We start from the raw sequence: 19,141 nt of genomic DNA, 5'->3' as shown, positions 1-19,141 counted from the left end.
TAATGATATTGTAAATAAAAACAAGGGAGACGATTCAATGACTCAAGGTGTTAAAATTGCGACTATCGGTGGAGGAAGCAGCTATACTCCGGAATTAATGGAAGGTTTTATCAAACGCTATGATGAATTACCCATTCGTGAGATTTGGTTAGTTGATATTGAAGCTGGAAAAGAAAAATTGGACATTGTTGGCAAAATGGCGCAACGGATGTGGGATGCTTCACCTTACGATGTAAAAATTTATATGACCTTGAATCGTGAAGAAGCGTTGAAGGATGCCGATTTTGTAACCACTCAATTTCGGGTTGGGTTACTAGAAGCCCGCATTAAGGACGAACGTATTCCAGCCTACTATGGCATGCTTGGTCAAGAGACCAATGGAGCAGGCGGGATGTTCAAAGCCTTTCGAACAGTGCCAATCATCTTAGAAATTGTTGAAGATATGAAACGCTTATGTCCGGATGCGTGGTTGATTAACTTCGCTAACCCAAGTGGCATGGTGACTGAAGCGGTCGTTCGTTATGGAAAATGGGATAAAGTGATCGGTTTATGTAATGTTCCAGTAATGGCACAGATGATCGAACCTGAAATGTTGGGCAAACAACTGGATGAATTGATTTACAAGTTTGCTGGCTTGAATCATTTCCATTGGCATAAGGTAACAGATGCTCACGGGAAAGATGTAACACAGGACATCATCAATAAAATGTATGAAGGCGACGAAACAGGAATGCCGAAAAATATTCATGATATTCCATTCCCGAGAGAGATTCTAGAACAAATGCAAATGATTCCTTGTGGTTACCATCATTATTATTACCAAGAAGAAGAAACTCTTGCTCATGCATTAGAAGAGTACCAGACGATCGGTACACGTGCCCAACAGGTGAAGAAAACAGAAACCGAATTGTTTGAATTATACAAAGATCCAAACTTAGATTACAAACCAGAACAATTAAGTCAACGCGGCGGTGCTTACTATTCTGACGCAGCTTGTGAATCAATCGCTTCGATCTACGCGAACAAAAATACGCAATTGGTCGTTTCAACGAAAAACGATGGTGCAGTGCCAGATCTTCCGGCAGACTGCGTGGTTGAAGTTTCAGCGTATATCGGTGGACAAGGGGCCCGTAATGTTGCCTTTGGCGAATTACCAACAGCCGAACGCGGCTGGCTGCAGGTTATGAAAGCAATGGAATTGTTAACCATTGAAGCAGCGGTAACCGGTGATTACAACACAGCCTTACAAGCATTTACCATCAATCCAATGGTTCGCTCGGGTAAAACAGCTCAACGCATCATGGATGAATTATTTATTGCGCACAAAGAACATCTGCCAAACTTTAAAGAAACCATCGAACGCCTGGAAAAAGAAGGCATCGAGGTTCAGGATGAAGTGGCACGTGAATTAGACTTAGAAAAAGTATAGAAAGCAGGAATTGATTAATGGGATTTAGAAAAGACTTTTTATGGGGCGGCGCAACAGCTGCCAATCAATGTGAAGGCGGCTATGATAAAGACGGACGCGGGTTAGCAAACGTAGATGTTGTGCCAATTGGCAAGGATCGTTTTCCAGTCATCGCTGGTCAAAAGAAAATGTTTGAATTTGATGATGAGCACTTTTATCCAGCAAAAGAATCGATTGATATGTACACACATTACAAAGAGGATATTGCTCTATTTGCAGAAATGGGCTTCAAAACCTATCGTCTATCGATTGCCTGGAGTCGGATCTTCCCTAAGGGTGATGAAACAGAGCCAAATGAAGAGGGTTTAAAATTCTATGAAAATATGTTCAAGGAATGCAAAAAGTATGGTATTGAACCTTTAGTAACGATTACTCACTTTGATTGCCCGATGCACCTAGTTGAAAAATATGGCGCATGGCGCAGCCGTGAGCTAGTTGGTTTCTATGAGAATCTATGTAATGTCATCTTCAAGCGTTACAAAGGCTTAGTAAAATACTGGTTGACCTTCAATGAAATCAATATGATTCTGCATGCCCCATTTATGGGCGCAGGTCTTTACTTTGAAGAAGGCGACGATGTTGAACAAATCAAGTTTCAAGCAGCCCATCATGAATTGGTAGCCTCAGCAATCGCTACTAAAATTGCTCATGAAGTCGACCCTGAAAACCAAGTGGGTTGTATGCTAGCAGCGGGTGCCTATTATCCGTATTCACCAAAACCAGAAGATGTTTGGGCTTCTCGTTCAGATGATCGTGAAAACTACTTCTTTATCGATGTACAATCACGAGGGGAATACCCAGCGTATGCTTTAAAAGAAATGGAACGTAAAGGGATCGAGATCAAAATGGAGGAAGGCGACAAAGAATTACTAAAAGCACACACTGTCGACTTTATTTCTTTCTCTTATTATTCTTCTCGGGTATCAACCACCGATCCAGAGTTGTTGGAACAAACAGAGGGCAACATCTTTGCTTCAGTAAAAAATCCTTACTTGGAAGCAAGTGAATGGGGCTGGCAAATTGATCCGCTTGGCTTGCGTATAACAATGAATGACATTTACGATCGTTACCAAAAACCATTATTTATTGTGGAAAATGGATTAGGCGCAGTGGATACTCCAGATGAAAATGGCTACGTGGAAGATGATTACCGGATTGACTATTTAGCAGCACATGTTCAAGCGATGCGGGATGCAGTAGACGAAGATGGTGTAGATTTGTTAGGCTACACTACTTGGGGTTGTATTGATCTAGTTTCTGCTGGAACTGGTGAAATGAAGAAACGCTATGGCTTCATCTATGTGGATCGCGACAATGAAGGAAACGGCACGTTGAAACGCAGCAAGAAAAAATCCTTCGACTGGTATAAAAAAGTCATTGAAACAAATGGTGAAGATTTAAGCAACTAGTTTGCTCGAATAGTCTGAGTACGGCAGCCCCCGTTGTCGCGCTCAGGCTATTCTTTTTTACTAGCTAAATAATGACGTGCCAAAGCCAATTGAGTTTCTCTTTGCTGCCTAACCTGCAACAAATCCTTAGGAAAAAGGATATTCATAACTTTGATACCATAATCAGCTGAAACTAAGGCATGTCCTCGCATGTGACCGCTGGCGATTGCTTGGGCAAAGACACGGGCAGCATATTTACTAAGTTCAGTAGAAGATTCCTGTGCTAATTCATTTGCAGTAAAACCTGCTTGTCTCAATACGTGAGCAGAGCATTCTCCATTAATTCGTTGCTGCAGCACGTTTATACTCTGAGGAATTCTAGGGTCCTTTTGAAGTGGAGGATCTAGGTATTGTAAATAAGCTAATGCTTGTTCCAGAGCCCACTCAGCCACTAAAGCATGAGGAAGTTGTTCCAAAGTCATTTCCAGCTGCATGCGCAATTCAGGATCATCTGCCAGCTTAATCTTTGGTTTGGTTGGCAATTGCCTGTTCGTTGTCAGTTCATGCTCATTCCAAGAATACGTGTGCTTCATGTCAGCCTCCCAAAAAATCTTTTACAGGCTATTATAACAAAAAAGACCGGCTTCGCCAGTCTTAACACTATTTATTTGTACTTCTTTTTTTTCGTAGAGTAATGACAAACAACATTGCACCCATTGCTAGTACTGTTACCATGACTTGATCCATTTTTTATTTCCTACTTGTTGTTCTCATTTGTTGTATTTATTATACCAAGAGAATCAGGACGAAACTACTTACGGAATAGCCACGCAATCTTACAATGGTGAAAGTTAGCGGTCCAAGGTAATTTTTTCAAAGTGATTGTCATCTAATTGATAGTATAGTTCGAGATTTTTTGCATTCAAATAAGCTGCGGCGATTTTAAGGTCCTGTTTCGTCCACATCGTGGCAGGAGTGCCATACAAGTATTCTGCTATGTAAAACAAAGAACCATTTGTATTTTGATAGGAAGTAATTAAATGGGTACTAACCATCGTTGAAGCACAATAAAAAGATAATTCTTCTGGTGCTTTGTAGGGACTGATTGTTTTGAAAAAAGGGGTTCTGGTTGCCATCATTTGACTCACTTCCTTCCTATAATAGTTATAAATTAGAACTTCTTCAGCCTTATAGTAACAAATAGTCAATTTAGCGACAAAATTAATGCTTGCATGGACGAAAAAATAGTTGACAACGCAACTAATTATTTCTAGTATGAAGAGGGAGGGGAAGTCATGGTACAAAGCTTAGGGCGTCTAATTTCTATTTTATACCGAAAAAATCAAGGCTATTTGAATGACGCACTGGCACCGCATGATCTGACGGCCAGTGAACAAGCAGTCTTAATGTATTTATATAAACATAACGAAATTTCGCAAGAAGAAATTGCCCACTATCTGCAGCTGGATAAGGCATCGATCACACGCACACTGCAATCATTAATTAACAAAGAGTTTGTCACCAAGAAAAAAGATACACTGGACAAGCGGTGCAATGTGGTCTCAATTACCACTAAAGGTGAAGCCATCAAGCAAACAATTGCCGAAAAGCTGCAGGCTTGGAATCAATTCCTGCTGGAAGATTTTGACGAAGAGCAGCAGCAGTTTATTTATGACAGCCTGCTGGAGATCGTTGAAAAAGTAGAAAAACACGAGGGTGAAAAAAATGGACGAAAGTAAAAATCCGTTAGGGACAGAAAAGGTATCAAAATTAATTATTCAGTTTTCCATTCCAGCGATTATCGGAATGATTGTCAATGCGCTGTATAATGTGGTCGATCGAATTTATATCGGTAATGCGCCCAGCCTGGGACAAAACGGTCTGGCTGGAATTACCATTGGTTTTCCGATTATGATTATTTTGATTGCGATTGGTTTGCTGTTTGGTGTAGGTGGGGCGACCTTGTTTTCCATTCGTTTGGGTGAAAAGAAGGTGCGAGAAGCGGAAGAGGCGATGGGGAATGCCTTTAGCTTGTTAATAATCAGCGGATTGCTGTTTATGCTACTGGGGCAGTTGTTTTTAACTCGGGTACTGACACTTTTTGGTGCGAGTGCTACTGTTCTGCCGTATTCAATTGAGTATATGCGCATCATTTTCTTTGGTGCAATTTTCCAAATTGTTAGTTTAGGCATGAATAATTTTATGCGAGCGGATGGCCAGCCTAAACTGGCAATGATCACAATGTTTATGGGGGCCGGCGTCAATATTGTTTTGGACCCTGTGTTTATTTATGTATTTGATATGGGAATGGCAGGTGCAGCTTTTGCAACAATTTTGTCCCAATTTATTTCAATGGTTTGGATTTTAGCATACTTTTTAGGCAAACGCAGTCATCATAAAATTCATGTTAGGAATATGCGTTTAAAATGGGCAACCTCCTCTCGCTTAACTGCACTGGGATTGCCGTCATTCTTTATCCAATTAGCTAACAGTTTGTTAAACGTTGTTTTAAACGTAAATCTTACGGCTTATGGTGGTGATATTGCTGTTTCTGGTATGGGAATTGTCAACAGCATCCAAACGATTCTTTTAATGCCTATTACTGGCTTAGTACAAGGCACACAACCAATTATCAGCTTTAACCATGGCGCGAAGAAATTTCAGCGAGTTTGGCAGGCGCAAAAGATCGCGATTACTTCTGCTACAGCGATCGTGGTTCTTGGCTGGATTGTTACTCGAATAGCTCCTGAGCTGCTGGTTTCGATGTTTAATCGGGACCCAGAATTGATGTCCTTTAGCTCTTTTGCCCTACAGGCTTGGTTCTCTTGTTTGCCAGTTATTGGTTTTCAAATCGTAGCGTCAAATTATTTTCAGGCGACTGGAAAAACCACAATCGCAATTATTTTGACACTTACTCGTCAATTTTTACTGCTGCTGCCAGCAATCTTTATTTTCTCTAATGTTTGGGGATTAGAAGGAATTTTGTACGCTGCTCCGTTTTCTGATGCGGTATCTGTTTTACTGACAGGCAGTTTGTATGTCCTAGCAATGCGAAAATTAAGACATGAAATCCGGCTGAATGATCAGTTGGATTTTGAATAGTATACAAAAGATCCGCAAGCTCAAAAAGCTTGCGGATCTTTGTGTATCTATATCTAAAAGCGAGTCGTTTTATGGATAGTGGGTTTCTTTTGATAGTCAGGACCCTTAAAACGATTTTTGAAGCGTTTTGGCAGTAACAAAGCCAATAGCTCAAAAGGGGTAGCCAGAATAGTCCAAGCAACCTGTCGAGCATTTGGATGATACCTGTAGACTTTCGTAAGACTGACATGCAGAATAATTAGACCTGGAACCAGCAGCAAGGCGGTTTGCCAATGCTCATTCCATCCAGTGAAGTGCTGCAAAATACTAAGACCTAACGGATACAGATAAAAAAGTGTGGTAATCATATTTACGCGCCAGCTTCTAGTTAACAAACGAATGTTTAACAAGAAAAAGATTGCTGACAAAACAATCCCTAATGGCGGGAAAAGACTTACCAGAAAAGAATAAACGATGCCCCAAATGATTAATCCCGGGCCCTTGATTAAAGCTGTGACTAATATCAATAAGCCGATTGTCCATAATTGATTCTGGATCGTGGCGACACTTAGGAAACTAAAAATCGCTAAAACCACCCAATGCCAGATACTGCTCAACGGCGCTTTTTTCGGGAATTTTTGCTTCAAAGCTTTGGCCGCATTTGGATAATCTCGTTGAAAATTATGCATAAAAAGCCTCCAATTCAGATAGTTGAAATAAATGGCCAGTTTCTAAACGAACGAACTGACATTCTATATCATTATAGAAACTTTCTGCTCAACTTACATCCGACTAAAGACTGAGCACCAGTTAATCATCTTCACGAGTACTGATTTATCCACCATAAGTTAAAACTACCTATAGAAATCGGCCATTTCTGCATTTACTAGAAGATTGTAGTAAAATGGTAAACGGACAAGAAACTACTACTTGGATAACAAGACATAGATAAAATGTAAGGAGCGAGTATGTATGCTTTTTGATTCACACACACATTTAAATGCGGAACAATTTAAAGATGAAATTCCTGAAACTGTAGAGCGAGCTAAAGAGCTTGGTGTTACAGAGATGGCTGTTGTAGGCTTTGAAACACCAACGATTGAAAAAAGCTTAGAGCTTAGCCAAACCTATGAAGGCATCTACTCGATTATTGGCTGGCATCCTACTGAAGCGGGCAGCTATACAAAAGCGATAGAGGAAAAGCTGATCCAGCAATTAACCTTGCCAAAGGTAGTTGCTTTAGGTGAAATCGGTTTGGACTATCATTGGATGGAGGACCCAAAAGAAGTACAAGACAAGGTTTTTCGTCGTCAAATTGCTATTGCAAAAGAAATGAACCTGCCTATCAGCATCCACACGCGGGAAGCTTTGGAGGATACTTACAACGTATTGAAGGAAGAAGACATCCGTTCTATCGGCGGGATTATGCACAGCTTCAGTGGCGATGATGAATGGGCCAAGCGTTTCCTAGATTTAGGAATGCACATTTCATTTTCTGGTGTTGTTACCTTTAAGAATGCGCCAGAAGTTCAAGCGGCTGCCAAGGCAGTGCCTTTAGATAAGCTGTTAGTAGAAACAGATGCGCCGTATTTGGCACCGATGCCTTACCGAGGCAAACGCAATGAACCTGGGTATACTCGTTACGTAGCAGAGAAGATAGCTGAACTGCGGGAATTATCGTTAGCAGACGTTGCGCAGCAGACAACCGAAAATGCCCGTCGCTTATTTAGGATTGGTGCCCATGACTGAGACAGCATTTGAAGAAATTATTGTCGTTGAAGGCAAGGATGATACCAAACGATTAAAAGAAGTCTTTGGAGAAGTAGATACCATCGAAACACGAGGCTCAGCGATTAATCAAGATATTTTGGAACAAATTGAACACGCGCAAGATACTCGTGGTGTGATTGTCTTTACCGACCCTGATTTTTCAGGGGAAAAAATTCGAAAAACGATCATGGCGGAAATCCCCGATGCCAAGCATGCCTTTTTGTCGCGCAGAATGGCAGCTCCTGCTAAACGAGGGGCAAGCTTAGGGGTTGAACATGCCAGTGATGAGGCGATCCTTGAGGCTTTGAGGCAGGTTGTTACACCGATCGAAACAAAAGGTACGATTATACCTAGACAAACCCTGATGGAATATGGTTTAATAGCGGGAGCTCAAGCCCGAGATAAACGAGAACGTTTGGGAGAAGAACTGCGTATCGGTTATACAAACGCAAAGCAACTGGAGAAGCGTTTAGCCATGTTTCGGATTACGGAAGAAGAATTGCACGCGGCGATGAAGAAAGTCGAGGAGACTCTGTGAATAAAGATATAGCGACACCCTCAAGAACGAAAGAAATTTTAAAAAAGCACGGCTTTTCATTTAAGAAAAGCTTAGGTCAAAATTTTTTGACTGAGCCGAATATTTTACAAAAAATTGTAACGACAGCAGGAATTGATGCGCAAACCAACGTGATTGAAGTCGGTCCTGGTATTGGAGCGCTCACCGAACATTTAGCTAGAGCTGCGCATCAGGTTTTAGCCTTTGAAATTGATGATCGCCTGATTTCTGTACTAGCGGATACCTTAAGCCCGTATGAGAATATCAAAGTGGTTCATCAGGATGTCCTGAAAGCAAACTTAGTACAAGAAGCCAAATACTTTGATCAGGCTGGACCGCTTAAAGTAGTAGCAAATCTGCCTTACTACATTACGACACCCATTATGATGCATTTCTTGGATTCAGAATTGCCAGTTGATGAAATGGTCGTAATGATGCAGCGAGAGGTGGCAGATCGTATTTCAGCTGAACCAGGAACCAAGGCTTACGGTTCCTTAACAATTGCTGTGCAATATTATATGGAAGCAACAACTGCCTTTATCGTTCCTAAAACGGTTTTTATTCCGCAGCCCAATGTGGATTCAGCCATTCTGCGTTTAGTCCGTCGGGAACAGCCAGCAGTAACGGTAACCAATGAAAAAGAATTTTTCCGTTTAACGAAGGCAGCCTTTGCGTTGCGTCGAAAAACACTTTGGAACAATTTACTGCACAGCTACGGTAAAGATGAAATCAGCCGTGCCTGGTTGGAAAAAAGTTTAGAGCAAGCGGGGATTGATCCAAAACGAAGAGGCGAAACCTTGTCTTTAGAAGAGTTCGCGAATCTTTCTAACGCACTAGAAGCCAATAAACCGATACGAGAAGAATAATTCTTTTCGTATTTTTTATTAAAAACGAGAAGCAGCTCTGCTATCTTATCTAGAAATTAATTATACTGTTTGCAAGGAGGCATCACATGAAGAAATTAATTTACGGCTCTATGGTCGGGCTGTTGGCCTTGGGATTGCTGTCGGCCTGCAGTCAAAAAGAGAAAAAAGAAGAAACCAAACAATCAGCGGCAGTGGAAACACCTGCAAAAAAAGGGGACACCATTGAAGCATCGGACTACAATGATGTGGATAACTGGTTAGCTAAAACAACAGATCCTACTGATCCAGCTGATGTATTCATTTTATATCCGACTGCTTATCAAAAGCAGGGGAATCAATCACCCGTTTCAAAAATAGACAACTTAAGCATGAGAGCAGGAGCACAGGTTTTTTTGGCCAACCAAGGATCAGCTTTTGAAAGCAGCGGGAATGTCTTTGCACCCTATTACCGTCAGCTAGACGCGAATTGGTTATTAACTCAATCAAAAGAAAAACAAGAAGAATATGTCAACGGGGTGCCTAAAGCAGATGTTTTGGCAGCTTTTCACTACTATATTGAGAATTACAACAATGGCCGGCCATTCATTTTAGTCGGACACTCTCAAGGGGCGGCGATGGTCAAAGAAATTTTGTTTGACTATTTGAAAAAGAATCCTGAAGTAAATGATCGTATGGTGGCAGCTTATGTTCTAGGACAATCTGTTACACAAGCAGAGCTGGACGCCAATCCGCAAGCGAAATTTGCCAGCGGTCCGGATGATACTGGCGTAATTGTTTCTTACAATACCGTCTCTGAGAACTTCACAGGAGAGCTGTCTACCAGCGCTCCTGGAGCGATTGCCATTAATCCAATCACTTGGACCAGAGATGAAACACCCGCACCAGTAGAGGCGAATTTAGGCTCTTATGTACGTAACGATGAAGGTAACTATGAAAAAGCAATGGGGATTGCAGATGCACGAGTAGATACGGCTCGAGGGCTAGTCATTTGCTCAACTGCTGACGTTTCTCGTTATGCGATGCCAGAGAGTACACGGAAAATATTCCCGGAAGGCTCCTTCCACAACAATGATATTAGCTTTTATTACTACAATCTGCAGCAAAATGCTGAAAATCGAGTGGCTCAATATTTAGCTGCTCATCCGCAAGCGCCAGCTGCTGAAGAGTCTGTCCCCACAGAAACGACTGGCGAGCCAGTCCAATAATTGATTAGAACTAATCTAACGCCGCTTTATTGCCGCTTAGATTAGTTCTTTTTTTGATGAGTTTGTACATCACTAAACAAGCAAAGGAGTCGTCAATTTTCTAAACTTTTCGTATAGTAAATGGAGAAAGTGGGGAATTAGTATGGATTATCGTGTTTTACTTTATTACCAATACACACCAATTGCAGATCCTGAGCAGTTTGCTAAGGAGCACTTGGCTTTTTGTCGCGCGTTGGATTTAAAAGGACGTATCTTAGTGGCCGAAGAAGGCATTAACGGAACCTTGTCAGGAACCAAGGAAGCAACCGACCGATACATGGATTTCATGCATCAAGATGAACGCTTCAAGGATACCTTTTTCAAGATGGATGAAAGCGAAGAACATGCCTTCAAAAAGATGTTTGTTCGACCTCGCAAGGAATTGGTTTCTTTAAACCTAGAAGAGGATATCAATCCTAAGATGTTAACCGGAAAGTATTTAGAGCCGAAAGATTTTAAAGCAGCATTATTAGATGAAAATACTATAGTTATTGATGCGAGAAACGATTACGAATATGATTTGGGACATTTTCGTGGAGCCGTTCGACCAGATATTCGTGCCTTTCGCGAGTTGCCTGAATGGATTCGTGCAAATAAAGAACAGTTTATGGACAAAAAAGTAGTGACCTACTGTACTGGCGGGATTCGTTGTGAGAAATTTTCTGGTTGGATGCTGCGGGAAGGATTTGAAGATGTGGCCCAGCTCCATGGCGGAATTGCTAACTACGGAAAAGATCCGGCTACCAAGGGTGAACTTTGGGATGGTCAAATGTATGTCTTTGATGAACGAATCAGTGTAGAAATCAATCAGGTCGATAAGCAAATTGTAGGCAAAGAGTGGTTTGATGGAACTCCTTGTGAACGGTATATTAACTGCAGCAACCCCGAATGCAATCGCCAAATTTTAGTTTCCGAAGAAAATGAAGCACGCTATTTAGGCGCTTGTTGCTATGACTGTGCACGCCATGAGCATAATCGATATGCAGCGGAGCACGGATTATCTGAGGCTGAAAAACAAAGCCGTTTGGAAAAAATAATGAATCGTTAGAAGCATGAGCATCATGCTTCTTTTTTTGTGTCTTGACACATTCGGTAGTTTCAACTAAACTAGAACACAGTCATCTATGTCAAGACACTTGGAGGAAACAATGAAAAATAATTCTGTTAAACATTTAACAATTTCAGCTTTACTAATTGGGTTAGGAGTGCTGATTCCAATGATTATGCCGAAGGTGGTAATTCCGCCGGCCTCTTTCACCTTAGCCAGTCATGTACCCGTCTTTATTGCGATGTTCTTTTCACCAGGGATGGCAGTGGCGGTGGTCTTAGGAACGGCATTTGGTTTCTTCATTTCGACTTCACCAATTATTGCTTTACGCGCACTGTCCCATGTAGTATTCGCAGTAATAGGCGCATACTATTTACAAAAGCATCCTGAGATTGTATTCAAAAAAGGCCAATTCACTTTAGCCAACGGCAAATTTCAACTATTTAATTTAATTATCGCTATTATTCATTCTGCGGTTGAAATGGTTGTGGTCAGTGTCTTCTACTTTATGGGGAACATGCCGGATACTTACTACTCACAAGGATACATCTATACCGTTTTTGTACTGATGGGAATTGGTGGTGTGGTCCACAGCTTGGTGGATTACAATATTGCCTACTTTATTTCCGGCACGTTATACAAGCATTTCAACTTACCAATCTTTGATAAAGCAATCAAGCATGAGAAAGAATTGAAGAAAGTAATCGCGTAATCGCAGTTTTTACTGCGATTTTTTGCGTTTTAGGGGTCGTAAAAACAACTAAATATTTTTTGTTTTATAAAAAAAATGAAAAAAGAAGACAAAAATCGCGTGTTTAAAGGGGTTAGAGCACTTTAATAACAAACATTGAACAAAAAGAATTTTCTAAAAAAGCAAGACTATAATATTATTTTATTGTATAGTAATAGAAAGTTTAATTTTTACAAAATTAATAAAAAAGAGGGAAAGCATGATTAGAATACTACTACTAAGCAAAAATGTCTTGTCTGAGCAAGAACTGTTACAGAAGCTGCAACGTTTGAACTTCGAAGTGTTTACATCTTCAAGTACGCTGCACTCGTTGATTGCTGGGGATCCCGGGGCTGATTTAGCCGATTATTTTTCCGTTGTGATTCTAAGTGAAACCATCTCCTGTCGAGAAGTCCAAACCGTTTTGCCGCGATTAGTAAAAGAAGGCCGCCTAATTTTCCGTAAAACTGACCGTTCATTTGTTGAGGAAGAGAAGTCTATCTTAAGTCAGGAACAAATTACTGACTGGATGTATTCTGAAGCCTCTACAGAAGAAATACGAGAATTGATTGCTTCCCCTTTTTACATTATGGGGGCAGAGAATGCAGCAACCCATACTTTTACGCAAGATCAATTCTCAAAAGTTGACAATAAGCAAATGGAAAATGTATTGGCTTCTTTATCAGCCAGTGAATTCAAGATTTTCCAAAAGTTAAAGCAGGAACGAGGGCATACTGTCGCTCGAGAAGAACTGTGTCAATTATTGTGGACAGAATCAACTCAATCAAGAATGGTTCAATTGTCCTCATTAATAAAAAATATGCGGGTAAAATTCAAAGCTAATGATATTGATGGTGAAATCATCCAAACTGTCTGGCGCAAGGGCTATATTTTAAAACAATAAGCAGAAAGGTTCGGCTCCCAACAGCCGAACCTTTTTTGGTAGAAACAGCTCTTAGAATTCCTGCAGCCATGAAGTAAGTCTTTTTTTCGTAAAAGTTAAAAACTTCGTGTTAAAATGAAACGGTTGAAGGAGGCACTCATGGCAAAAAATAGAGTTTATTTAGTATTCGCTGCATTGTTGGGACTTGTTTTAAGTGCATGCAGTACCAATTCTGGAACTGACAATACCAAAGAAAATCAGCAGTCATCTACTGCAGCAACAACTGAAGCACCAAGTGTATCAGAAAAAGGACAGGTAAAGGACATGTTGGATCAAATGACAATCGAGGAAAAGGTAGGTCAGCTGTTCCTTGTCCGGGTTCCGCCAGAAAACCAGTTGGAAGATATTCAAACCTATCATTTAGGCGGCTATTTGCTGTTTGATCGGGATATGCAGGGGGAAACAACTGATTCTCTGCAACAGAAAATCAAAAGCTATCAGGAAACGAGCAAATACCCTATGCTGATTGGTTCTGATGAGGAAGGCGGGCTAGTTACTCGGCTGAGCCGCAACCAATTAATCGACCCGCCATTTCCTAGCCCACAGGAACTCTATCAGGCTGGTGGCTGGCAGGCAATCGTAGATGATATTACTCGTAAGGGCACCATTTTTCACGAATTAGGCATTCAAGTAGGGATGGCCCCAGATGCTGATGTTTCTACTGATCCAGAATCATTCATCTATGACCGTACTATTGGTATGGATGCTGCTGGTACCAGTGAATATGTGACAAAAAGCGTAGAAGCAATGAAGCAGGCTCAAATAGGTTCAACGTTAAAACACTTCCCTGGATATGGTAATAATCGGGATTCCCATGTGGAAATTGTCACTGATGATCGTTCATTGGAAGAATTGCGCGGTAATGATTTCATACCTTTCAAGGCAGGGATTCAGGCTGGCGCAGACAGTATCATGGTTTCTCATAATATTGTGAATGCCCTTGATTCAGAACGACCAGCGTCTATTTCACCCAAAGTTCATGAAGTGATTCGCCAAGAATTAGGCTTTGATGGTGTGGTAATGACCGACGATATGGATATGGCAGGATTAGCGGCCTTCACCTCTCAAGAAGAAGCCGGGCTTCAAGCCTTACAGGCTGGTAATGACTTGATTCTATCCTCCAGCTATAGCAGTCAAATACCTTACATTCTGCAGGCAATTCAAAAAGGCGACTATAGCGAAGAGCAGCTGAATCAATCAGTTGAACGAGTGCTGCATTGGAAAGCTGAGTTGGGTATTCTAAAGCAGTGAACAGAAACAATTTAATATCGCAGGAAACCTCCAAATAATATCGAATTATTTGGAGGTTTTTATGGATAATAATTTAGAATTGCTTAAAAGCATAAATGATAAATATGCAAATTTTGAGAGCAAAACTTTACCACTATGTGCAGCTGAAAATGCAATGTCAGATTTTTCTAAACTGCCTTTAGCATCTTCAATTCAAGAAAAGTACATTATGGGTGGTACTTTGAGTTTGCAAGTAGATCATAATTTTATGGAAAGCGGAATACTCTTTGAATATTATCAACTTCTTACTAAACTTGGCAAAGAGCTTTATGGAGCTAATTATACTGATGGCAGGACCTTAACTGGAATGAACGCTCTAACAACCGTTTTGATGAGTGCTTTTAAAATTGGCGATAAAGTACTGTTAAGCTCGGAGGATGTTGGAGGACATGGGTCCATCCCTTTAATATGCAAAAGATTGGGATTAGATTATGATTTTCTTCCTTATGATTTTGAAGCTTTTGATTTTGATTATGATCAAATTAACGAAATGTTGAAAAAAGAAAAAATATCCGGAATAGTTATTGGATTATCGGACATACAATATACACCTCAAATTGAAAAAATTGATTTGCAAAATACAATTCTAGTATATGATGCCACACAGACACTAGGATTAATTGCGTATAATCCTAAGGCAAATCCATTGCTTACAATGCCTGAAGAAAACAAAATTCTACTTTTGGGGGCAACACATAAAACGATACCAGGTCCGAGTTGTGGATTAATTATGGCGAGAAATATTAGTTTTGCGGAAGAGATTGATTCCAAAATTAATCCAGTATATATACGAAATGTTCAAATGCATCAACTCCTAAGTCTTATTTATACACTAGTAGAATTTCAAGTTTACGGTAAGCAATATATAGAAAAAATAATTGATAATACTAAGACACTTTCCAAGTTAATAGAACCAAATTTTAATTTGATAAAAAAGGAGGACACTTATTCATTAACACACCAAATTCATTTTTATTTAGATCCTGGTAAAATCGACAATTTTTACCAAAATGCGAGTTTTCATTCTGTAACTTTAAATAAGAGAACAAAAAAAATTTATAATTATAGTGGAGTTCGAATTGGAACACAAGAAATAACTCGATATGGTTATGAGGCCGACGATTTACGCTTAGTTTCTGAAGTTTTAAATCTATTACAAGAAAATCAAACTAAACTAGTTAACAAAAGAATATCTGACATTTTAAGAATTCTTACAGAAAAGAAAACCGTTAATTACTGTTTTAGATGAGATCATACAACGGAAAAGAGAATGACATCATCTAACAATAAGTTGCAATTTATTGAGGCTATCAATAGTCCAATCTTTCTTAATTAAGTTTGCTTCAAAGTCTAATCCAGTATTCACCAATTTATTCAAAAATTGTTCTTGATTATCTTGTTGGTTAGAAAGTGCATATAAAACTAATTGTATGTGTAAGCTGTGGATATTTAACTTCGCTTCCTGAGATTTAGTTAGAAGCTTCTTCAATTTATTAATGTATTGCTCTTTGCTAGTATTAGTATCCATGTTCAACTCAGACAATATTATTCCCAATCTGCAATATATGTATAAGTTTATATCTGATATATCGGATGCATATTCTTCTGCCATTAAATAGTATTTAATGGCAGCTTCAAAATCCTCTTCTTCTCTTAATAAATCAGCTAACGAAAAGTAAAAATCATATATAATCCGATGACTTCGACTTTTAAAGTAAAGAATTGACTCTTGTAGGATATTTTTGCTTTCATCGATATTGTGACATTGTCTTAAATACATTGAAAGGTGTCTATTAGCCCTGTATTGAAGATGTTCCAATTTAACAGGATTCCTGTTGATTACTTGAGTAATTTCCTCAAAGTAGTCTTGATATTTTGTCGTTCTCTTGTGATCATGTTTAACTAAATAAGAACAAATTAATCCATAAAGCGTTTTAACATATATAGTTCCATAATTCTCTGTGTCATTCAAATACAATGCCCTTACTTTTTTCAATAGTAGAGAATAGTCCTGTATTATTAAGTCGATCGATATTCCTTCATGTGCGTGAATATGAGCAATTAACAATTGACAATCTAATTCATATATCTGTTTAGTCTCTTTCGAAAATTCACTTTTATCAAGACTTAACAGGATTAATTCTAGGTCTTCTAACGCTACTTGGTAATTAGTAACTAAATGTGACAAATCAGCTTTTTTAAACAAAAATCGAAAATCCATATCTGTTAAATTTCCTGTTGCCAGTAATGTTCCGTATTCGATAGACAAATTTTTGAAAAAGGTATCAGCTTCAGAATATTTGCCAATTCCCATTAAGCTGTAGAGTTTCCCGTAAGTAAAATAAGTTGCTAATTGCCGGTTGATACTAGATTTATTTTCAATCATTTCAAACAAATCAAAATAGTTATACAAATCGTCGTAAGAATCACTAACAAATAGTTTTTCATATAAGTTAACAATAAAACAATATTCACTGTTAATTTTTTCGTTCTTGGAGCAAAGTAAGTGAGCCATTGCTTTCTTATCATCTGAACTTTTTAATTTAACAAACTCAGTATGGTGGAGCTTCTGATACTCCTTATTATCACGATGGGTGAAAATTTTATGAAACTCCAACTCTATCAATTTATGAATATTTACAGTATCATTTGTAAAATCATAACGGACAAGATGTTTATCACATAGTGAGGTCAATTTTTTTTTATCATAAGATAGATTATGAATATTAGCTGAGTAATTAAATATACATAACACAATTAGCTTTCTAAATAAAAAGTATGATTCTTCTTCATACCACAAAGACTCTAATATACCAAATAGATAGGAATTTTTATCTGGAGAATCTTTTTGATTAGAGTGATTGTTTCGTAATATCAAGTCAATTAGAACAGGTAAACCCGAACTGATCGTGAGAATTGACTTGAGATCAATATTACTTTGTGAAGGATAGAATTTAGTAATTAATTCTTTAATTTCTATATCAGTAAAAGTTTTCTCTCCTATATTGAACTCTTCAGTTTTGATCTGAATAGGCCTAATAGGTTCCTCGGAGACAATTAAGAATGAAATTTTATCACTACTCATTTTCTTTATCAAAAGTTCTATTTCTGTTCTTTGTATCGGATCTCTCTTTACTCCATCAAAAATGAAACATATGTTCTCAGATCCATTTTTTTCTAAACTTTTTAAAACATCAGGGAGCGTTTTTATTTCTAAATTGCTAGACAAGGAAATGGTTTCAACTATCGATTGTTCTATAGACTCATTAGTCTTCAAAGAAAAATAAAAAGCAAAGACCTCAGTATTCGGTACTAAATATAAGTATTCTTTAGATAAACTCTGAGAGTTGTTAAGTATTAAAGATAACTGTTTAGCTAAGTAGGATTTTCCAATTCCACTTTGGCCATAAACATTTATATTTTTATGATTTACCAACTGGTCTCTGAGCATCATTAATTCCTCTTTACGATCAACAAATGTTAATATTTCGGGTGAATCTGGTGTTATCTTAATACGATTATTTTCTATAAAAGAAATGATCCCATCATATATCCCAAAAAAAGTTATGGCACCTGTCCCCAAAAACATAATATTGTTATATATATTTTTAAAAAAAGATACTCCGAGTCCGTTATTTATTATCGTTATAACAAAGTAGATTATGGAAACTACTATAACTAGATTAATGATGTATCTCAAAGATCTCGAAAAAGAGTGGTAAACTGATTTAATCTTTCGTCGCATGAAGCTGAAACCTCCAAATAATTCGATATTATTTTATGGTTTAGTATACCATATGATTTGATCAGTATTTTTAAAAATATTGATTAAATTTAAATACGGAGGAAAATCATGAAGGATTTAATAGAAATTTTTTTACGGAAGAAGTCGTTAGAGAACTTGTCACTAAAATCATTACAAGCATATAGTTTTGATTTAACAAAATTTACTTCTTTTTGTATGGATCGAAATTTAGAGTTAGCAGATGGAGTTATAGAATACATGAAATTTTTAGTTACTACTGAGATATACAAAGTGAATACGAAGCGACGTAAACTAATTACTCTGAAGATGTTTACTGAGTTTCTTATAGATAATCAGCATATAGAAGAAATGAGAATCCCCAACGCTTTAGTGAGGAAGGAGAGAAATCTACCTAAAACTTTGACTCTTTCTGAAGTTGATAAATTACTTGAAGCGGTATCTGTTTCTCGTGAATCTATAAAAAAGAAAAGAGATCAGTTAAGAGATGCCGCGATACTTGAAGTGATGATTAACTTGGGTCTAAGAATAAGTGAAGTAAGCAATATGGATTTACGAGACTATAATACTGCAGATGGGAAAGTTGTAATTCATGGTAAAAATAGAAAAGAAAGAGTGCTGTTTCTCATCAATAAGAAAACAAGAGAAATAGTTGATAACTATTTGTCGGTTAGAGATCAGTACAAACCTAAAGACGAGGAAGCATTTTTTTTAAATAAATATGGATATCGTATGTCTATATTTGGTATAGAAAATATATTTTTTAAATATAGAAATATTTCTCAGATTAACGAGCAATCTACGCCTCATTACTTGAGACACAGCTTTGCTACAGAATTACTAAATAATGGTGCGAATCTGAGAGATATTCAAGAATTACTAGGCCATTCGAGTATTTCAACAACTGAAATTTATACTGAGGTCTCCTCGGTTAGAAAGAGAGAAGTTTTATTGAAGTACGGAATGCGCAGAGAACGCTAAAGAGCTCATATAA

General features: G+C 38.3%; 18 protein-coding genes. 14 read left to right on the top strand and 4 right to left on the bottom strand.

All coding sequences use genetic code 11. The features are described from left to right. Positions 1–37: 37 nt before the first annotated feature. Positions 38–1,429, top strand: a complete 1,392-nt coding sequence (locus IGI49_RS10490; protein ID WP_207702847.1) for a 6-phospho-beta-glucosidase — start codon at positions 38–40, stop codon at positions 1,427–1,429. Positions 1,430–1,446: 17 nt separating this feature from the next. Then, entirely contained in the window at positions 1,447–2,877 is a 1,431-nt protein-coding gene (locus IGI49_RS10485; RefSeq protein ID WP_429964444.1) for a 6-phospho-beta-glucosidase, read from the top strand. 47 nt (positions 2,878–2,924) lie between these two features. On the opposite strand, the gene IGI49_RS10480 is transcribed toward IGI49_RS10485, so the two are convergent. Together IGI49_RS10480 and IGI49_RS10475 are read right to left on the bottom strand one after the other, a co-directional pair. Beyond that, a complete protein-coding gene (locus IGI49_RS10480) occupies positions 2,925–3,449 on the bottom strand; it encodes a putative immunity protein (protein ID WP_429964443.1) in 525 nt (174 codons plus the stop codon). Between the two features lie 258 nt (positions 3,450–3,707). Beyond that, positions 3,708–3,995 (bottom strand): hypothetical protein, encoded by a 288-nt coding sequence (locus tag IGI49_RS10475; protein WP_207702850.1) that lies wholly within the window; start codon positions 3,993–3,995, stop codon positions 3,708–3,710. A gap of 156 nt (positions 3,996–4,151) precedes the next feature. Between IGI49_RS10475 and IGI49_RS10470 the strand changes: the two genes are divergently transcribed. Both IGI49_RS10470 and IGI49_RS10465 read left to right on the top strand, forming a co-directional pair. Next, the gene (locus tag IGI49_RS10470) at positions 4,152–4,595 is read left to right on the top strand and encodes a MarR family winged helix-turn-helix transcriptional regulator (protein ID WP_429964442.1); all 444 of its coding nucleotides are present in this window, start codon (positions 4,152–4,154) and stop codon (positions 4,593–4,595) included. Beyond that, complete coding sequence (locus tag IGI49_RS10465; protein WP_429964441.1) at positions 4,582–5,958, top strand: MATE family efflux transporter; 1,377 nt, start codon at positions 4,582–4,584, stop codon at positions 5,956–5,958. The genes IGI49_RS10470 and IGI49_RS10465 overlap by 14 nt, the downstream gene beginning before the upstream one ends. Positions 5,959–6,011: 53 nt before the next feature. Here the strand turns inward: IGI49_RS10465 and IGI49_RS10460 are convergent, their stop codons facing one another. Further along, a complete protein-coding gene (locus tag IGI49_RS10460; RefSeq protein WP_429964440.1) occupies positions 6,012–6,626 on the bottom strand; it encodes a hypothetical protein in 615 nt (204 codons plus the stop codon). Positions 6,627–6,909: 283 nt separating this feature from the next. Here IGI49_RS10460 and IGI49_RS10455 point away from each other — a divergent pair, with 283 nt between their 5' ends. From IGI49_RS10455 to IGI49_RS10415, 9 genes are all read left to right on the top strand, one after another. After that, positions 6,910–7,686: a TatD family hydrolase gene (locus IGI49_RS10455; protein WP_429964439.1), complete on the top strand. Its 777-nt coding sequence runs from the start codon at positions 6,910–6,912 to the stop codon at positions 7,684–7,686. Next, complete coding sequence (gene rnmV / locus IGI49_RS10450) at positions 7,679–8,245, top strand: ribonuclease M5 (RefSeq protein WP_207702855.1); 567 nt, start codon at positions 7,679–7,681, stop codon at positions 8,243–8,245. Before IGI49_RS10455 ends, rnmV begins: the two co-directional genes overlap by 8 nt. Beyond that, on the top strand, positions 8,242–9,129 hold the full coding sequence (rsmA, locus tag IGI49_RS10445; protein WP_429964438.1) for a 16S rRNA (adenine(1518)-N(6)/adenine(1519)-N(6))-dimethyltransferase RsmA: 888 nt from the start codon (positions 8,242–8,244) through the stop codon (positions 9,127–9,129). The genes rnmV and rsmA overlap by 4 nt, the downstream gene beginning before the upstream one ends. 86 nt (positions 9,130–9,215) lie before the next feature. Then, complete coding sequence (locus IGI49_RS10440) at positions 9,216–10,334, top strand: DUF3089 domain-containing protein (protein WP_429964437.1); 1,119 nt, start codon at positions 9,216–9,218, stop codon at positions 10,332–10,334. 142 nt (positions 10,335–10,476) lie between these two features. Next, positions 10,477–11,421 (top strand): rhodanese-related sulfurtransferase, encoded by a 945-nt coding sequence (locus tag IGI49_RS10435; protein ID WP_429964436.1) that lies wholly within the window; start codon positions 10,477–10,479, stop codon positions 11,419–11,421. Positions 11,422–11,521: 100 nt separating this feature from the next. Next, on the top strand, positions 11,522–12,133 hold the full coding sequence (locus IGI49_RS10430; RefSeq protein WP_429964435.1) for a hypothetical protein: 612 nt from the start codon (positions 11,522–11,524) through the stop codon (positions 12,131–12,133). Positions 12,134–12,371: 238 nt separating this feature from the next. After that, positions 12,372–13,055 (top strand): helix-turn-helix domain-containing protein, encoded by a 684-nt coding sequence (locus tag IGI49_RS10425; RefSeq protein ID WP_429964434.1) that lies wholly within the window; start codon positions 12,372–12,374, stop codon positions 13,053–13,055. A gap of 138 nt (positions 13,056–13,193) precedes the next feature. Next, positions 13,194–14,345, top strand: coding sequence for a glycoside hydrolase family 3 protein (locus tag IGI49_RS10420; RefSeq protein WP_429964433.1), 1,152 nt, complete (start codon positions 13,194–13,196; stop codon positions 14,343–14,345). A 61-nt stretch (positions 14,346–14,406) separates the two neighbouring features. Further along, positions 14,407–15,633 carry an aminotransferase class I/II-fold pyridoxal phosphate-dependent enzyme gene (locus IGI49_RS10415; protein WP_429964432.1) on the top strand — a complete coding sequence of 409 codons (1,227 nt, stop codon included), beginning with the start codon at positions 14,407–14,409 and terminating at the stop codon, positions 15,631–15,633. A 27-nt stretch (positions 15,634–15,660) separates the two neighbouring features. Here IGI49_RS10415 and IGI49_RS10410 read toward each other — a convergent pair whose 3' ends face one another. Beyond that, on the bottom strand, positions 15,661–18,129 hold the full coding sequence (locus IGI49_RS10410) for a hypothetical protein (protein ID WP_429964431.1): 2,469 nt from the start codon (positions 18,127–18,129) through the stop codon (positions 15,661–15,663). A 108-nt stretch (positions 18,130–18,237) separates the two neighbouring features. On the opposite strand from IGI49_RS10410, the gene IGI49_RS10405 reads away from it, so the two are divergent. Further along, a complete protein-coding gene (locus IGI49_RS10405; protein ID WP_429964430.1) occupies positions 18,238–19,128 on the top strand; it encodes a tyrosine-type recombinase/integrase in 891 nt (296 codons plus the stop codon). The last annotated feature ends 13 nt before the right edge of the window (positions 19,129–19,141 follow it).

Source organism: Enterococcus sp. AZ071 (assembly GCF_050499065.1).
Lineage (GTDB): Bacteria > Bacillota > Bacilli > Lactobacillales > Enterococcaceae > Enterococcus_A > Enterococcus_A ferrettii.
The sequence above is the reverse complement of the archived record's forward strand: the minus strand, read 5'-3'. Positions and strand labels throughout refer to the sequence as shown.

Bases quoted from the DNA above. Each gene is read 5' to 3' on its own strand.
- IGI49_RS10490 (WP_207702847.1), top strand. From the start codon at position 38: ATGACTCAAGGTGTTAAAATTGCGACTATCGGTGGAGGAAGCAGCTAT.
- IGI49_RS10485 (WP_429964444.1), top strand. From the start codon at position 1,447: ATGGGATTTAGAAAAGACTTTTTATGGGGCGGCGCAACAGCTGCCAAT.
- IGI49_RS10480 (WP_429964443.1), bottom strand. From the start codon at position 3,449: ATGAAGCACACGTATTCTTGGAATGAGCATGAACTGACAACGAACAGG.
- IGI49_RS10475 (WP_207702850.1), bottom strand. From the start codon at position 3,995: ATGATGGCAACCAGAACCCCTTTTTTCAAAACAATCAGTCCCTACAAA.
- IGI49_RS10470 (WP_429964442.1), top strand. From the start codon at position 4,152: ATGGTACAAAGCTTAGGGCGTCTAATTTCTATTTTATACCGAAAAAAT.
- IGI49_RS10465 (WP_429964441.1), top strand. From the start codon at position 4,582: ATGGACGAAAGTAAAAATCCGTTAGGGACAGAAAAGGTATCAAAATTA.
- IGI49_RS10460 (WP_429964440.1), bottom strand. From the start codon at position 6,626: ATGCATAATTTTCAACGAGATTATCCAAATGCGGCCAAAGCTTTGAAG.
- IGI49_RS10455 (WP_429964439.1), top strand. From the start codon at position 6,910: ATGCTTTTTGATTCACACACACATTTAAATGCGGAACAATTTAAAGAT.
- rnmV (WP_207702855.1), top strand. From the start codon at position 7,679: ATGACTGAGACAGCATTTGAAGAAATTATTGTCGTTGAAGGCAAGGAT.
- IGI49_RS10440 (WP_429964437.1), top strand. From the start codon at position 9,216: ATGAAGAAATTAATTTACGGCTCTATGGTCGGGCTGTTGGCCTTGGGA.
- IGI49_RS10435 (WP_429964436.1), top strand. From the start codon at position 10,477: ATGGATTATCGTGTTTTACTTTATTACCAATACACACCAATTGCAGAT.
- IGI49_RS10430 (WP_429964435.1), top strand. From the start codon at position 11,522: ATGAAAAATAATTCTGTTAAACATTTAACAATTTCAGCTTTACTAATT.
- IGI49_RS10425 (WP_429964434.1), top strand. From the start codon at position 12,372: ATGATTAGAATACTACTACTAAGCAAAAATGTCTTGTCTGAGCAAGAA.
- IGI49_RS10420 (WP_429964433.1), top strand. From the start codon at position 13,194: ATGGCAAAAAATAGAGTTTATTTAGTATTCGCTGCATTGTTGGGACTT.
- IGI49_RS10415 (WP_429964432.1), top strand. From the start codon at position 14,407: ATGGATAATAATTTAGAATTGCTTAAAAGCATAAATGATAAATATGCA.
- IGI49_RS10410 (WP_429964431.1), bottom strand. From the start codon at position 18,129: ATGCGACGAAAGATTAAATCAGTTTACCACTCTTTTTCGAGATCTTTG.
- IGI49_RS10405 (WP_429964430.1), top strand. From the start codon at position 18,238: ATGAAGGATTTAATAGAAATTTTTTTACGGAAGAAGTCGTTAGAGAAC.